This is a genomic window from Rubritalea sp. (assembly GCF_051252225.1).
Taxonomy (GTDB): Bacteria; Verrucomicrobiota; Verrucomicrobiia; order Verrucomicrobiales; family Akkermansiaceae; genus Rubritalea.
The window spans coordinates 118491-135440 of record NZ_JBPOGE010000004.1; the positions used below are offsets into that span (position 1 = coordinate 118491).

Annotated in this window: 12 protein-coding genes; 5 read left to right on the forward strand and 7 right to left on the reverse strand. The window is 50.1% G+C overall.

Going from position 1 to position 16950, the window contains the following annotated elements; all coding sequences use genetic code 11:
• Nucleotides 1–32 precede the first annotated feature (32 nt).
• A complete protein-coding gene (locus tag ACSHX2_RS05860; protein ID WP_435691515.1) occupies nucleotides 33–1091 on the reverse strand; it encodes a phosphatase domain-containing protein in 1059 nt (352 codons plus the stop codon).
• A 73-nt stretch (nucleotides 1092–1164) separates the two neighbouring features.
• On the opposite strand from ACSHX2_RS05860, the gene ACSHX2_RS05865 reads away from it, so the two are divergent.
• The gene (locus ACSHX2_RS05865) at nucleotides 1165–2451 is read left to right on the forward strand and encodes a glutamate-5-semialdehyde dehydrogenase (protein ID WP_435691517.1); all 1287 of its coding nucleotides are present in this window, start codon (nucleotides 1165–1167) and stop codon (nucleotides 2449–2451) included.
• Nucleotides 2452–2519: 68 nt separating this feature from the next.
• Here ACSHX2_RS05865 and rlmB read toward each other — a convergent pair whose 3' ends face one another.
• Nucleotides 2520–3107, reverse strand: a complete 588-nt coding sequence (gene rlmB, locus ACSHX2_RS05870; RefSeq protein WP_435691519.1) for a 23S rRNA (guanosine(2251)-2'-O)-methyltransferase RlmB — start codon at nucleotides 3105–3107, stop codon at nucleotides 2520–2522.
• An 82-nt stretch (nucleotides 3108–3189) separates the two neighbouring features.
• On the opposite strand from rlmB, the gene ACSHX2_RS05875 reads away from it, so the two are divergent.
• Nucleotides 3190–3570 carry a hypothetical protein gene (locus ACSHX2_RS05875; RefSeq protein ID WP_435691521.1) on the forward strand — a complete coding sequence of 127 codons (381 nt, stop codon included), beginning with the start codon at nucleotides 3190–3192 and terminating at the stop codon, nucleotides 3568–3570.
• 226 nt (nucleotides 3571–3796) lie between these two features.
• Here the strand turns inward: ACSHX2_RS05875 and infC are convergent, their stop codons facing one another.
• From infC to ACSHX2_RS05900, 5 genes are all read right to left on the reverse strand, one after another.
• Nucleotides 3797–4432 (reverse strand): translation initiation factor IF-3, encoded by a 636-nt coding sequence (gene infC, locus ACSHX2_RS05880; protein WP_435691523.1) that lies wholly within the window; start codon nucleotides 4430–4432, stop codon nucleotides 3797–3799.
• Nucleotides 4433–4525: 93 nt separating this feature from the next.
• The gene (gene thrS, locus ACSHX2_RS05885) at nucleotides 4526–6406 is read right to left on the reverse strand and encodes a threonine--tRNA ligase (protein ID WP_435691525.1); all 1881 of its coding nucleotides are present in this window, start codon (nucleotides 6404–6406) and stop codon (nucleotides 4526–4528) included.
• Nucleotides 6407–6735: 329 nt separating this feature from the next.
• Nucleotides 6736–7338, reverse strand: coding sequence for a nitroreductase family protein (locus tag ACSHX2_RS05890; RefSeq protein ID WP_435691527.1), 603 nt, complete (start codon nucleotides 7336–7338; stop codon nucleotides 6736–6738).
• Between the two features lie 190 nt (nucleotides 7339–7528).
• Nucleotides 7529–9370 carry a molecular chaperone HtpG gene (gene htpG / locus ACSHX2_RS05895; protein WP_435691529.1) on the reverse strand — a complete coding sequence of 614 codons (1842 nt, stop codon included), beginning with the start codon at nucleotides 9368–9370 and terminating at the stop codon, nucleotides 7529–7531.
• Nucleotides 9371–10165: 795 nt separating this feature from the next.
• Complete coding sequence (locus tag ACSHX2_RS05900) at nucleotides 10166–11566, reverse strand: MBL fold metallo-hydrolase RNA specificity domain-containing protein (protein ID WP_435691531.1); 1401 nt, start codon at nucleotides 11564–11566, stop codon at nucleotides 10166–10168.
• Nucleotides 11567–11719: 153 nt separating this feature from the next.
• Here ACSHX2_RS05900 and ACSHX2_RS05905 point away from each other — a divergent pair, with 153 nt between their 5' ends.
• From ACSHX2_RS05905 to ACSHX2_RS05915, 3 genes are all read left to right on the forward strand, one after another.
• A complete protein-coding gene (locus ACSHX2_RS05905) occupies nucleotides 11720–13726 on the forward strand; it encodes an alpha amylase C-terminal domain-containing protein (protein ID WP_435691533.1) in 2007 nt (668 codons plus the stop codon).
• Nucleotides 13727–14124: 398 nt separating this feature from the next.
• Nucleotides 14125–14511: a MarR family winged helix-turn-helix transcriptional regulator gene (locus ACSHX2_RS05910; RefSeq protein WP_435691535.1), complete on the forward strand. Its 387-nt coding sequence runs from the start codon at nucleotides 14125–14127 to the stop codon at nucleotides 14509–14511.
• A 161-nt stretch (nucleotides 14512–14672) separates the two neighbouring features.
• Nucleotides 14673–16907 carry an arylsulfatase gene (locus tag ACSHX2_RS05915; RefSeq protein WP_435691537.1) on the forward strand — a complete coding sequence of 745 codons (2235 nt, stop codon included), beginning with the start codon at nucleotides 14673–14675 and terminating at the stop codon, nucleotides 16905–16907.
• Nucleotides 16908–16950 lie beyond the last annotated feature (43 nt).

Consider the following 16950-nt stretch of genomic DNA (forward strand, 5'->3'; position numbering starts at 1 on the left):
CTATTCTATTTTAAAGTTCTAACTGCGGGACTCTACAGCAAGTCCTGCGTTTGTAAAATCTCGCGCATTGTCTCAGAATTCTTCACGACATGAGCAATTTCTCCATACTCGGCATTCAATTTCTTAAATTTTTCTCGCACCTCGTTTGCCCTAAGTGAACCTGAAACGGAGCGAATCAAAATCGATTTCACCCGCTCAGCACCATAGAAACGCAATGCTTTGCTATAAATTTCTGGATCTCGCTGGCTATCATCGCCAAGGAGAATAAAGGACGCTTCGCTATACCACGAAGTGACTTCATCTATTGCCTCACGCTTATGCACATCATGACTAGGTGTGAGCCATTGTTCAGGTGTGAGCCCCCACTTCGTCATAAATAAGCCCCCCGCCGGTAGATTGGCTCTACGAAAAATTCTCTTGAGGAAATTCGCCAAATTCCACGGCGAGCTGGTTACATAAAACACTGGATGCTTACCACCATCATGTAGTTCAGTCACCAGTTCAGACACCCCTGGGACCAATTCACGCGTCAATAAATTTCCAAACAAGGTTGTTTCTAACATCTTCCCCATAGAAATCGACCCCGTCTCCATCAATGTGTCATCCACATCACTGATTATCACCAAGGGCGTTTGCTGATTACTCCCCACCAGCGGCACCTCAGAACGGTAACCATGCTGTGGCAAATGAACCTCCACACTATCAATATTCCCCTCACAGGCATCGTGTAGCTCAAAATAGCCTTCCTTGTTAGAACGTACTCGAATCACTCGCTCTCCCATTTTTATCTCCACCCGGGCATGTGGGAAATCAAGGGTAAACCAGTTACTCGCCATGCGCTTAAAATTCACCCACTTGCCATCTTCTGGTTTTGGAGCGGGCATCACACGGAGCGCCATCACTCTCCCAAAAAGGTAAATACCACCGGGGTGTAAAATGGCGTTATACACATCAGCCACTGGATCCGCTTTCTTACGTGGTATCCAAAACGTCATGAGATACCAAATCACTCCAAGAAGCCACTCAACCACCAACGCTCCATGACGCAACCATACAATCAACCCTTTCATCGAATAAATAGGTTCTAGCATTTACTCTACCAATGGCAAGCTAGCAGCAGAACAAGACTAGCCAAAACACCAAAATGCACGTATGGGTTGTCACATGACTTCAGAGGAAATACATGCATCCATCTACGCAATGGGACAACAAGCACGCTCCGCAGCACATGCTCTAGCAAAGCTCAGCGCCACCCAAAAGTCAGACATTCTCCGCGCCATGGCCCAAAGCCTCCGTGACAGCTCGGAAGAAATTCTAGAAGCGAATGCCAAGGACATCGCTGCAGGCGAAGCCAAAGGACTCAACGGCGCACTTCTCGATCGACTTCGTCTCGACGCAAAACGCGTCAACGACATCGCGGGTGGAATTGATCAGGTAGCTGACCTCCCCGATCCAGTTGGAGAAAAACTCGGCCACACTGACTGCCCGAACGGTATTCAGATTTCTAAAATCCGCGTCCCAATCGGCGTGATCGGCATTATTTTCGAAAGCCGCCCGAACGTAACCTCAGACGCTGCTGTGCTCTGTCTTAAATCAGGTAACGCAACAATTCTTCGTGGTGGTTCAGAAGCCATTCACTCTAACAAGGCAATCGCCAAGGCCCTTCAATCTGGCGGCGAGCCAGCGGGTCTTCCCGCCGGAGCAGTCCAGCTCATTCCATTCACCGATCGCGAAAGTGTTAAGGTCATGGCTGGTATGGACAAATACCTCGACCTCATCATCCCTCGCGGTGGTAAAGGACTCATCGAGACCGTGGTGAGCCTCGCTCGCATGCCTGTCATCAAGCATTACGACGGTATCTGCCATGCCTACGTTGACAAGGCTGCTGACCTCGATCTAGCAGTGGCTATCATCGACGATGCCAAGACTCAGAAACCATCAGTCTGCAACGCACTTGAAACTGCTCTGATTCACAAAGAGGTGGCTGCTGAATTCTTACCAAAACTCGCTGAACGCCTCAACAAACGTGGTGTTGAAATTCGTGGTGATGAAAGAGTGCTAGAAATTCTTCCAAGCGCCAAAGCTGCTTGTGAAGAAGACTGGAGCACCGAGTATCTCGACCTCATCATTTCTATCAAAGTGGTCGATTCACTCGAAGACGCAATCAATCACATCAACCACTACAGCTCACAGCACAGCGAAGTGATCATCACCCGCGATCAAGCAGCGGCCGACATATTCCAAACATCTATCGACAGCGCCTGCCTCTTCCACAACGTTTCCACACGTTTCGCTGACGGCGAAGAATTTGGCTTCGGTGCAGAAATCGGTATCAGTACTGACAAGCTCCATGCTCGTGGACCGATGGGCCTCAAAGAGCTCTGCAGCTACCAGTACCGTATCAATGGCGAAGGTCAGATCAAAGACTCTAAGCGCCAAGAAAACGTTTAATATCACTCAAGTAAAAAGCCCCATGTTGCAGACGCAGCATGGGGCTTTTTTGTCTAAAAAATTCTAGCCTATAGACCGCGTTGTCTCACAGCTTCAAAGAGACACACTCCAGTAGCAACAGACACATTGAGACAGTCGACTTTCCCGGCCATTGGAATGCCTATAAGAAGGTCACAGTTCTCCTCCGTGAGTCGGCGTAGTCCTGGACCCTCTGCACCCATCACGATACCGACAGGACCTTTAAAGTCCATGTCATAGAGTGTTTGGGTGGCCTTATCGCTGGTACCTATCAACCAGACGCCATGGTCTTGTTGAAGCTTCTTCATCGTACGCGCAAGATTCGTCACGCGAACAAATGGCACACTCTCCGCAGCACCCACAGCCACGCGCTGTGCAGTCTCTGTAAGGCCAACTGACTTATCCTTTGGAGCAATCACAACATCGACTCCAGCACCATCTGCTGTACGCAGAATAGCACCTAGATTATGAGGGTCCTGCACACAATCCAGAACTAACACAAACGGTATCTTACTCGTAGATAAAATGTCATCGAGCGAATCCTCGCCTTTCACCAAGCCTCCACCACCTTTACCACGCACATGCTTATTATCGCGTGCTTCCACATCCCCTTTTCTCTCTTTGGCTCGTTTACGCATGCATCCACTTAACGTAAACTAATGGATCCGACAAGCCGAAGCATTGAGTTGCGAGATCTCTTTTCTCAGCTACTCTATTTCCATGGCTGCACCAGCAATCCCTTTCATCATTAAGCTTCTCCCAAAACTTTTACCAGCGGCGAAACTCGCCTACGAGCACCGCGACAAAGCTGTCGTGCTCTACAAGAACATTCAAAATCGGCGGAGTAAAGAAGAGGCCGAACCACTCACGATCGATGTCAGTGACACTCTCAGTGTCGATGAACAAATCGATCAACTTCGTACTATGATCCAGCAGCGCGATGACATCATCACCGAGCAGTCCGACCTACTCGCCAAACTAGCTAACGACCTCAGTGAGCTCAGCACCCTCACCGACCGCTTACGCCGACGCTCCATGTGGCTCTGGCGTGCCATCTACCTCGTCATTTTAGTGCAAATCATCCGCTGGTTCTTCTTTTAAACCACGAAAGGCCACAAATTCCCGAAACGTCGCCAACTACATGAAACCATCATGCTCAGCTGGTTTGTTGGCGAAAAAATAAATTTCGAGAAGAGCCCCCTGACCTAAAGCTTCTTCAATAGACGGACTTTTGTAATTTTTGCGTATTCCGCGGTGAACCCTCCGCATAAAAAACGGCTAACCTCTCTCGAGGCTAGCCGCTAAAAAATTGTATCAGTACTGAATATTAGTCTTCTGGCTCATCAGCGGACTCGTCCATGTCCACTACTTCGCCTTCATACTCTTCCTCTTCTTCGTCATCATCATCGAAGTCGTCTTCGTCAATGAGTTCGCCGTGCTCCATAAGGAACTTACGCTTACGCTGATCTTTTGGAAGTGGTGAGAGAAGCATAGTTACCGCACGTCCCGCAAGACGAGGCCTTTGGTCTAAGTTGGCCATGCCAACCATGTCTTCTGCTACACGCTGGAGAACTACGAATCCTAGATCCTTGTGGGCGTTTTCACGACCACGGAACTGAAGCTGCACCTTTACCTTGTTTCCTTCTTCGAGGAAATTCTCGATACGGGAACATTTGAGATTATAGTCGTGCTCTTCTGTACGGACGCGGAATTTGATTTCCTTAAGTTTAGTCGTCGTCTTCGGATTACTCTTCTTCAGCTTCGACTGCTCGTACTTGTATTTGCCATAGTCACAAACCTTACACACTGGTGGATCAGCTTTTGCTGCGATCTCTACGAGGTCTAAGCCAATGCTCTTGGCTTTGGATACTGCTTCGCGTGAGCTCATCACTCCGATGAGTTCTCCACTGTCAGTGACCACGCGTACTTTTGGTGCACGGATGTATTCGTTGACGCGCGTCATATCACGACGGCGGTTCTTATATGGCTTCTTTGGCTTTGCTATTGTTTTATCCTCCTATTGGTATTGGTATCAGAGTGAAATCCCTAGTTGCTCTTAGAGAGCGCGTTCGGAAATTTCAGTGTGAAAGTTTTTGATGAATTCATCGAGTGGCTGTGAACCAAGATTATCACGATCTCTGTGGCGTACTGAAACAGTGTCAGACTCTGCTTCTTGCGCGCCAATGACCAGCATATAAGGTACTCTGTCTAGTCTGGCAAGGCGAATCTTGGCTCCTAATTTCTCAGAAGCACGATCCACGCTCACACGTGCACCTATATCAGCCAATTTTTTGGCTGCAGCATCAGCATGTTCAATGAATTTATCGGAAAGTGGTAGCACACGCACCTGCTCTGGAGCAAGCCATGTCGGGAATTTCCCTTCAAAATGTTCGATAAGCAATCCGACGAAACGCTCGAGCGAACCAAATGGCGCACGGTGAATCATCACTGGACGGTGGCGTCCATTATCAGCACCCACGTATGTGAGGTCGAAACGCTCAGGAAGATTGAAGTCGAGCTGGACAGTACCGAGCTGCCAATCGCGACCGATCACATCCTTCACGACGAAGTCGATCTTAGGACCGTAAAATGCTGCTTCACCAAGTTCGATAGTGAAATCAACGCCGAGCTGCTCTGCTGCTTGCTTGAGAGAAGCTTCCGCTTTTTCCCAGACCTCACGGGTTCCGACATACTTATCAGAATCTGGATCAGAGAATGAAAGTCGCACTCGGTAATCTTCCATACCAAGAGTAGTGAGAACCTTCTTCACGAGTTCTAGACAGCTCGCGAGCTCTCCATCTACTTGGTCAGGAGTACAGAAAATGTGAGCATCGTCCTGAGTGAAACCACGGACACGTGTCATGCCGCCGAGTTCACCAGATTGCTCCCAACGGTACACTGTGCCGAATTCTGCAAGACGTACCGGAAGGTCACGGTAACTGTGCGGGTCACTATCAAAAATCTTGATGTGGTGCGGACAGTTCATCGGTCTAAGCATGTAGCCTTCGATATCGCCATTGGAAAGTCCGTTAGTAAGAATCGAACAGCTCGCATTCTCATCAGAAAGTTTTTGCAGCGTATCGCGCTCTGGAATAGCTGGGAACTGGCTGTCTGAGTAGTAAGGGAAGTGACCAGAAGTCCTGTAGAGGTCTAGTTTACCGATGTGGGGAGTGAACACCTGGCTGTAGCCTTGAGCATCCAGCTCTTGAGTGATGAAATCTTGGAGTGAGCGGCGTATAAGTGCGCCCTTTGGCTTCCAAAGAATGAGTCCCTGCCCTACAGCTTCATCGATGTGGAAAAGGCCGAGTTCTTTACCGAGACGGCGGTGATCACGCTTCTTCGCTTCTTCTAGCTTCTCAAGATGGTCAGTGAGTTCAGTCTTATTCTTAAAACAAGTTCCGTACACACGCTGGAGGGATTCCTTATCCTTGTCTCCTTTGTAGAACGCAGATGCCACGCTCATTACTTTAAATGCCTTACAGTTACCTGTGCGACCTACGTGAGGACCTGCACAGAGATCCCAGAACTCATTATTCTTGAAAATGGAAATTTCTTCGTCCTCAGGAATGTCATTGAGGAGATCTACTTTAAACTTGGAGGCGATATCACGATCTGCAACCGCGCCGAGACGGCCGCTTTCCGCAAGCTTCAGTGCTTCATCACGGCTCACTATCACCTTTTCAAAAGGAGAGTTTTCTTTCACTACCTTCTTCATTTCAGCTTCGATCTTAGCGAAGTCGTCAGGTGTGATACGGTGTGCTAAATTCATGTCATAGTAGAAACCATTCTCCACTGGAGGACCACCTGCAAGCTGAGCGTCAGGCCAGATACGCATAATCGCCGTCGCCAATACATGGGCACAGGAATGACGCAAACGGTCCAAGTCACTCATCTGGTGACGTTCTTCAAGCGATTTTCTCTCTTTTGTATCTGACATTACACCGCTTTGAAAACAGCCTAGGGCTCTTTTTGCAAGAAGGAAACACTACTACACCTTACAAAGTCGCCTAGTTTGGTCGAAATAATTTCCAACAGTCAGGTCCTGATCTAAATACGAAACTAGCAGCCACATTCGAACTGTCAAATGTCAGAAGGTCGAAGATAGGCTCAGCGTCGCGTGGTCGCAATGAAAGGAGCCAAGTCACCAGGCTTTGCAAAAATGACCTTAGACTTGTCGACTTTCGACAGTTTGAGTCGCGTGAAACACAACAACAAAACATATAAAAAATCGACAGACTAAGATCTCAGCACGATCGCCGAATGATGTTAGAATCGATCGTGAATCACCACAGTCTCATCAGCTAAACGCGCCCCACGATCCCACGCTGGCTGAGCCATTTTTCCTACTGGAATCATGAAGCCTAGCATCATGCCTTCAGGGAGGTTCACCAGCTTAGAGACTGCATCAGCATCGAATCCGATCATTGGACAGGAATCATAACCTAACTCACGCGCAGCGAGCATGAGAGTCATCCCAGCAAGAGCTGTCGAACGGTTCGCTTCATCACGAATGAGTTGATCCTTGCCTTCATAAAATGGCTTAATCATTGGCCCTAGAATATCTTGAACCTCCTGCGGTGCGTGTCCCCAGTACTTGGATGGATCTTCATTATGAGCATTTAAGTCAGCACACATGATGAAAAGCACGCTCGCGTCAGTCACATGCGCCTGATCCCAGGCTGCCGCTCGAATCTGCTTGCGAAGTGCTTTATCACGAACCACGAGCAAACGATAATTCTGCATATTGAAGGACGACGGAGCGAGCTTTGTGAGGCGAATGAGTTCAGCAAGATCTTCCTCTGGCATCACATGTTCAGGATCGTAATGCTTGATGGAACGACGTGTTTCGATATTTTCTTTTGTATTCACAGCTATGGTAGGAATGATTTTTTTTCAAAAATCGTTAGAGAGCATCCAACGGATACTCTACCCTATGCCACGCATTTCACACTCCGCAAGCCATGCTCACATTTTTTCATCCTGAACATACGAGACGGCACAAAAAACGGCCACTGCATAACACAGTGGCCGTTAGATTTTGATTGATAATTGATGCCAATTACTTCGCCACGCGTGCGAGAAGGTCGTTCATACGAGATACCATTTCCTGCGGATTCTCGAGAAGACCAGCTGCTAGGAGTGCATTGTCAGTAAGCTGCTGAGTCACGAGAGCGGCAAGTTCAGTATCGCGCTCTTGGAGTCCAGCAAGGTTCTTGATCACTTCAGAACGTGGATTGATCTCAAGAATAACCTTAGGCTCAGGAACTTCCTGACCCATTGCCTTCATCATCGCCATCATCTGTGCATTTGGCGCTTCCTTAGGTGCAAGTGCTGCGATCGGGCTATTCACTAGGCGCTTGCCTGCTTCTACCTTCTCCACACGCTCACCGAGAGTTTCACTCATGAACTTAGCAAGAGACTCTAGAGTTTTCTCATCGAGAGCTTCACCTTCAGTTTCGAGATCATCGAGTTCGAGATCCGCTCTATCAGCCGGCACTAACTTCTTGCCTTTAAATTCAGGCATGGAGTCTAACACGTACTGATCCACTTGATCGGTGAAGAGAGCTACTTCGAGACCACGAGCCTTAAAAGCTTCGAGGTATGGACCCTTTTCTAGGATGTCGCGGGACGCGCCCACGAGGTAGTAAATTTCTTCCTGACCATCTTTCGCACGGTCGATGTACTCAGCGAAGCTGGTCTGTGTTCCAGCGTCAGTCATAGTTGACTCAAAGCGGATAAGACCACCGAGCGCTTCTTGGTGCTCGAAGCTTGTCGCGATACCTTCTTTGAGGAAGCGGCTAAACTTCGTGTAGAACTCCTTGTACTTCTCAGGATCGTTCTTCGCTTCATTCGCGAGGAACTTAAGGAAACGCTTAGTGATGAGCTTATTCAGCTTCTGAATCAGCGCGCTATCCTGCATTGTCTCACGTGAAATATTGAGCGGAAGGTCAGCGGAGTCGATCACACCACGGAGGAAGCGCAACCACTCAGGGAGGAGCTTCTGTGGTTTGGCATCGATCAGCACCTTGCGGCAGTAGAGAGAAACACCAGCTTCCATCTGACCCATGCCAAACTGCTCTTGGTTTTCGTTAGGAACGAAAAGAAGTGCATTGATAGCTAGTGGAGCATCAGCACTAAAGTGCATGGTGAACATAGGCTCGTCCCACGCGTGTGCGACGAACTTGTAGAACTCGCTGTACTCTTCCTTTGTGACTTCACTCTTAGACTTAAGCCAGAGTGCCTCTACTTTGTTCACGCGCTCACCATTGAGCTCGATCGGGAAAGTCACGAAGTTAGAATACTTCTCGAGAATTTCCTTCACGCGGTCCACTTTAGCAAATTCCTCTTGGCCTTCCTTAAGCTTGATCACCATTTTACAACCACGAACCTGCTCGTCGACTTCTTCGATGGTGTAACCAGTGGCTCCGTCAGAGGTCCACTTGAGGTTCTCAGCACTGTTGTCCCATGAGTGTGTGTAAACATCCACTTCGTCAGCAGCCATGAATGCGGAGTAGAAACCCACACCGAACTGACCAATCACGTCAGCATTACTGTCGCCTTTTTCCTTAAGTTGCTCGAGGAATGCTTTGGTGCCAGAATGTGCTATAGTACCGAGGTTTTCGGTAAGCTCATCACGGTTCATCCCGATACCTGTATCGGAGATCGTAAGAGTGTTGTTCTCTTCGTCAGTAGTGATTGAAATTTTAAGCTCAGCATCACCTTGATAGATATCATTCTCTGTGAGTTGCTTGAGACGTGCTTTTTCCAGAGCGTCAGATGCGTTAGAAACTAGCTCGCGGATAAAGATCTCTCGATCCGTGTAGAGCGAGTGAATCACGATATCCAAGAGCTGTTTTACTTCAGCCTGGAACCCATGTTGTTGTTTTTCTGCGGTTGCCATAATTAATAAATTGAGGCGCGAAATCTAATCCATCCACCCACACATGCAAGTCCGATTCTGACTGAATCGAGTCACCGACAATCCAGCTACTTTGCATAGATCTCTCAACCGCGAAATACGCGAATATGACGAAATCTCCCGTCCCAACCCATGCTATGCAGTAGAGAATAGAATATTCACCATTCTCTCCACCAACAAGAGGCTGAAGGCCTCATTCATATTAAGCCTAGGGTAAGCTCAACGAGCGCAACCCTAGGTCTACAAATGAGGGTGAAAACGACCAAGCCAACCCGCTCCGCCACAATGCACACTCACTCGCAGGTCGCCCTCCCCCCATCGCCTCCACAACGCCTCCAAGCCGGAAGTCCTCCAGGCTTCTCTCATATTTTAAAATCATCCCAACCACGCCGAAGGCGGCCAACTGAAAACCTTGAAAAGGTTTAGGCTCCCAGCCCAGGGTGGCGTAGCCAACCCTGGGTATAGATTTCACAACATCCAAGAAGTCTGAAGGACTTCAGGCATGTACGCGTAGATTCGATAAAACCTGAGCATAAGCCACAACACTTTCAGCGTTGTTCAAATCATCCCATGCTTCCCCCATGTGGTCGGCTTCGCCAACTACATGGGGCTTGTGCCTAATCCTCGTTGAGGTTTCTCCACAACTAAACTATCCGCTTCGATACCAGCTCGGCAACGCTAAGACTCACGTAACCCTAGGTCTACGAATGAAAAAAACGACCAAGTCAACCCGCTCCACCGCAGTGCTCGCTCAACCGCAGGTTGACCATTCAACATTTAAAACTCCACACTCGCTCCCAGAACTCCGAGCGAAATCTCACCATCGTGAATTTCTCTCAATGCTCCCTGCAGAGCCACGGAACGATCTTCCTCACCATGCACCAGCCAGGTTTTTGATTTCGGCCCAGTCATTTTTTGGAAATAGTCGAGGAGTTCTGAATGGTCGGCGTGCCCAGAAAACGAATCCATAATCTCGATGTGTGCCTTCACATCATATTCCCCGCCAAGAATCCGCACCTTCTTATGCCCTTCTCGAATTTTCCACCCAAGCGTCTGCTGGGCACAATAACCGACGAACAAAATGGTGTTCTTCGGATTATCGATTTCATTTTTTAAATGGTGCAAGATTCGCCCCGCTTCACACATTCCGGAAGCAGAAATAATGATCGCTTGATCTTGGCTACGGTTCAGCGCTTTTGAATTCGTCACCGAGCGTACCAAGGTCAGTCCCTCGAAGCCGAAGGGATCGCGCTTCTCAAACAGGAAATTATAGATCTCGTGGTTGAAACATTCTGGGTGCAGTCGAAAAATTTCAGTCGCATTCACCGCGAGTGGACTATCCACATAAACGGGTACCTCTGGTATGTCCCCCGCTACAAACAATTGATGTAAAACATAGAGAACTTGCTGAGTGCGCTCCACTGCAAAGGCGGGAATAATCACCTTCCCTTTGCGCTCAAGTGCGCGTCTTAGAATCGCTGCAATTTTCTCATCGGCTTGCGTCCCGAGCTCGTGCTCTCGCCCACCATAGGTACTTTCCATCAACACAAAATCAACATTCTCCACAGGCTCTGGATCTCGCAAAATATCATTATTCCCCCTACCTACATCACCCGAGAATAGAAAACGTTTAGTCCTCCCATCAGATTCATCCTTCACATCGAGCACCACCTGCGCGCTTCCTAGAATATGACCTGCATCCATGAAACGCAGAGACACACCCGGAGCTATGATCATAGGACGATCATAACCAACATTCACAAACTGACGCAAACAGCGCTCAGCATCGATCTCATCATACAATGGCTCGACTAGGTCCTCGCCCGCTTTCTTCTTCTTTTTGTTCAACCACTCCACATCGTACATCTGGATGCGTGCGCTATCCGCTAACATGATCTGACAAAGGTCGCGTGTCGCGAAGGTGGCATAGATATTTCCTTCGAAACCACTGCGAGTGAGATTCGGCAAATTCCCACTGTGGTCTATATGCGCATGTGAAAGCACAACTGTATCGATGCTCTTCGGATCGAAATGCGGGAAGTGCTTGTTGATTTCGAATGCGTCATTTCGTCTACCTTGATATAGCCCACAATCTAACAAGATTCGTGTACCATTAACTTCAAGGAGATGTTGAGAGCCTGTCGTTGTGCCTGCCGCACCGCAAAATGTGAGTTTCATAAAAAAAATTAGCTAACATCCATCCTACTGACCAAGTCTAGCTCTTGACCAGAACAAAGGGATTCACGTGCATGGAACAGAAGTCATCAGCATCAATCTCTGGGAGCAAGAAAAGCATCGCTCTTGGCATACAGAATGTTAGGTTCACATTTGATGAGTCATTCAGAAATCCCCGCTCTCGTGCAGAACGACATTTGGCTAAAGGATCAAACCGCTGCTATCCAACACCGCATTTCACGCTTTGACCATAAGCTTACGGAAATCGAATCTGCTCACGGGTCACTTTACGATTACGCCAACACCCATCTCGATCTGGGTATTCACTATGATACGGATAATCAGGTTTGGCGCATTCGCGAGTGGGCTCCCAATGCACAATCCATCTCTGTTGTTGGTGACTTTAATCAATGGGACGGAACCACCTACCCGCTCACGCAAGATCACAATGGCATCTGGAGCGGCGAGCTCAACAGATCTGCGCTCAAGCATGGAGATAAAGTAAAGCTACGCATCGTCGGTGCCGACAATTCCGTGCGCGACCGCATCCCCGCCACTATAACCCGCGCTATCCAAGACCCAGACACCCACGACTACGCAGGCCAAATTTGGCAACCAGAACAAGCCTACATTTGGAATCATGAGTTTGATCCGAGCTCAATCGGCGCCCCACTCATTTACGAAGCCCATACCGGTATGGCAGGCGAAGAACCACGTCTCCACACCTACCGCGAATTTGCCGACGAGGTCATCCCGCGCATCGTCGAACTGGGCTATAACACCATCCAACTGATGGCGGTCCAAGAGCACCCCTACTACGGCTCCTTCGGTTACCACGTCTCTAACTTTTTTGCTGCTTGCTCGCGCTTCGGCACCCCAGAAGACCTCAAGCACCTCGTAGACACTGCTCACAGTCACGGCGTTGCTGTCATCATGGACATCGTCCACTCACACGCTGTGAAAAACCTCGCCGAGGGACTCAACGAATTCGATGGCACTGACCACCAATACTTCCACGGCGGAGAAAAAGGAAATCAGCCACAATGGGATTCCAAATGTTTCGATTATGGAAAAGAAGAAGTCGTCCGCTTCCTCCTATCTAACGTACGCTATTGGTTAGAAGAATTCCGCTTCGACGGTTTCCGCTTCGATGGCGTTACCTCCATGCTTTACGAACACCATGGCTGTACAGATTTCGACCACTATGATAAATACTTCAGCAATGGAGTCGATCACGATAGTGTGCTCTACTTACAACTCGCAAACACCCTAGCAAACTCCATCAAACCCGGAGTTCTGAATGTAGCCGAAGACATGTCCGGCATGCCTGGCCTCTGCCGACCTACAGAAGAAGGTGGCGTTGGCTTCAGCCACAGACTAGCCATGGGACTTCCCGATTACTGGATCAAGCTCCTCAAGCACAAGAGCGATGAAGACTGGATCATGAGCGAAGTCTGGGAGACCCTCACGAACAGACGCCACATGGAAGCCAACATAGCCTACGCTGAGTCCCATGACCAAGCACTCGTTGGCGACAAAACTCTCGCCTTCCGACTCATGGACCAGGAGATGTACTGGCATATGTCTACGGATGACCAGCACCCAGTCATCGACCGAGGTATTGCACTCCACAAAATCATCCGCCTACTCACCGCCTTCATCGGTGGTGAAGGCTACCTCACTTTCATGGGCAATGAATTTGGCCACCCCGAGTGGTTAGATTTCCCGCGCGAAGGAAACGACTGGTCTTACCATTACTGTCGACGCCAATGGTCACTAGTCGACAACCCTGACCTCAAATACAAATTCCTCAACAACTTTGACCAAGGTCTCGTCCACAGCCTCCGCGAAAATAATGTTCTCGCCGCGCCACAGGCCCAACCTCTCTGTTGCAACGATGGCGACCACCTCATCGCCTTCGAGCGTGCCAACCTCATCGGCGTCATTAACCTGCATCCGACCCAGTCATTCACCGACTACCACATCTCCGTGCCGCAAGCCGGCGAATATGAAATCATCCTCAACTCTGACGATGAACCATTCGGCGGTCACAAACGGATCGATAGCGGCACCAATGTCCACACCATCGATACTGACCACGGCCCAGTGCTCTCACTCTACCTCCCTTGTAGAACCAGCATGATTCTAAAGCGTCTGGAGTAACACTGAGCACAAAAAGCAAAGCTCCCTTCCCCTTGGCTCATTAATTCCGAATACGTCCAAGCTGTTCGGTCACATTTACGTTCTAATCAACAAACGTAATAGAAAAATTCGCACGTGTGAAAAGTGAGGATTCGCGCGAAGATACCTCTATCACCGGCGTCTAACATCACCTACCGTGGGGGCTAACTACGTAAAAAAAGGTGAAGATTATTCGTCCAATCGAGTAGAGTCCTTAAGCTGGAATGGAGATATAGTTGACATGATCAACTATTAAAGTTGAAAATTAATCTGTGAAAAATGAGTTGCCGTCAGATAACTGCGAAGCCTCTGAGATGGCTAAAAAACTGAGTTCTCTTCGTTCTAGCACTGGGTATTGGGTAACGCGCCTAGCTAGGTCAATGGAATCAGACTTTGAAAATCGCCTAGGATCCCATGGCATATCGCGGGCTGGATTTGCGATTCTGAGCGCCATCTCTAACAACAACAAAACTACTCCTGCCACACTCGCCTCATTCATTGGTATTGATCGAGCTGCGATCACCCGACACATGCATTGCCTCAACAAACTAGGTCTGATGAATCGAGAAACAAGCAGCACGGACAGGCGCTCGGTAGAGCTCACTTTAACAAGCAAGGGTTGCCTCCTTCTCCCCGAGCTCATCGCGTGCTCGAAAGCAACCAATGCGAAGTTTCTCACCGGTATAACTTCGGCCGAGAAACAAGATTTTCATGAGATGATCCAAAAAATGCTGACCAACTGCGACACAGCCCCTGCAGACCTCTAACAATCTACAACTATCACCCACTCGAATAAATGAAAACGAACCGAACTATCCCACGCGTAGCCGTCGTCACCGGGCTCTGCCTCTTGACTGCCCTGCCCGCATGGGCACAGGACGTCCTGCCCTTTCCCACTCCACCGATGGGTGGCAAAGTCGGACCAACCATGCAGGAATCCGTCCACAAGTGGCGCGAGGCCCCGAGCCATCTGCCCGCAGACGCGCCGAACATCCTCATCATCATGCTTGACGATGCCGGCTTCGGTCAGCCAAGCACCTTCGGCGGTCTCATTGAAACTCCAACCCTGAGCCGTCTGGCAAAAGAAGGAATCACTTACAACCGCTTCCACACCGTCGCAATGTGTTCGCCAACGCGGGCGTCACTGATGACCGGCCGCAACCACCAACGGGTCGGTGCGGGCCAGATCGCCGAATTCGCTAACGACTGGGATGGCTACACCGGTGTCATTCCTAAGTCCTCCGCGACCATCGCCGAGGTTCTCGGTCACTACGGCTATGCGAGTTCCTTCTTCGGCAAGGATCACAACACACCGATCGACCAGCTCGCCAACGGCCCCTACGACCGCACCCCAACGGGACGCGGCTTCGACTACTTCTACGGCTTTCTTGCCGGAGAGACATCGCAGTGGGAGCCCACCCTGTGGGAGAACACCACTCCCATCTCGACCCCACACCCTGAGAACCACGAGGACTACCACCTCACCGAAGACATGGCTGACAAGGCCATCACCTGGATGCGGCGCCACGAGGCCATCAACCCGGACCGCCCTTTCCTAATGTGGTGGACCCCGGGCGCAGTACACGGCCCTCACCATGTCGCCAAGAAGTGGGCGGACAAATACAAGGGTAAGTTCGACGAAGGTTGGGATGTCTACCACCAGAAGACCTTCGAACAGCAGAAGGCCATGGGCTGGATCCCGGCCGATACCAAACTGGCTCCCCGCCCGAAAGAATTGCCAGCCTGGAAAGACGTCCCTGAAGACCAAAAAGCCTTCCAGACACGTCTGATGGAAGTCTTTGCCGGCTTCCTCGAACATACTGATGTACAGGTCGGCAAGCTCATCGATGAACTGGACGATCGCGGCATCCGCGACAATACCATAATCATCTACATTCTCTCTGACAATGGCGCATCCGCCGAGGGAATCGAAGGTAGTGTTGCCGAGCTCAATGCTCAGAACGGGATCCCTTCTACCGTGGAGGAACACATCGCCGTGATGAACGAGCTGGGCGGACTCGACGTCATCGGCGGCCCCAAGGTGGAAAACCATGTCCATGCGGCCTGGTCCTGGGCTGGGGACAGTCCCTTCCGCTACACCAAGCTGATCGCGGGCGACTTTGGTGGCACCCGTACTCCCATGGTCATTTCGTGGCCCAAGCGCATTAAGCCGGACAAGACTCCGCGTTCACAATTCCTCCATGTCAACGACGTGGTTCCAACGGTCTATGATCTTCTCGACATCACCGCTCCCAAGGTGGTCGATGGCCACAAACAAGACCCCATCGATGGGGTGAGCTTCGTCAGCACCTTTGACTCGGCCGAGGCACCGGAGGTCAAAAAGACGCAGTACTTCGATATCATGGGCAGCCGTGGCATCTACCACGAAGGCTGGATGGCCAGCACCTTTGGTCCCCGAATCCCCTGGGTGGCTGCAATGCCTGATGTTTCCAAATGGAACCCCTTGGAGGATGAATGGGAGCTGTTCGATACACGCAGCGACTACTCGCTGATGAACGATCTCGCCACCAAACATCCCGAGAAGCTGGAAGAACTGAAAGCCCTCTTCATGGAGGTTGCCGAAGAAAACAAAGCCTTCCCGATCGGTGGAGCCATGTACACTGGACTCAATCCGCATGAAGCAAAGCGTACCACCAATACCGAGTGGACCTTGTTCGAGGGAATGACTCGAATCCCGGAGACCGAAGCGCCAAACGTGCGCAACGGCAACCTGCGCGTCGAGATAGAAGCCACGGTGCCTGAGAAGGTCAACGGTGTGCTCTTCGCTATGGGTGGCTATGCTGGAGGCGTGAGCCTCTACGCCCTCGATGGAGAACTCTACTACGAATACAGCGCACTTCTGCTCAAACGCGACAAGATCAAGGTCGGCTCCCTGCCAGCCGGTGAGGTCAAAATCGCCTACGAAATGAGAACTCCGATGGAACGCGCCGCGCCAGCCGAACTCAAGTTCTGGATCAATGGCAAAGAGGCGACCACGGGCACAGTTCAAAGAACTATCCCTATGGTCTTCACAGCCTCCGAAACCTTCGATGTTGGCATGGATCTCAATTCACCTGTCGCGGATGACTACTTCGATAAGGCACCCTTCGCATTCGAGGGCACGCTCGGGAAGCTTCACTTCAAGAATCTAGCAACGAAGTAGCCGCCCCCAAGGTGACTACTTCTGGCTCAAGGCTATGTATCAT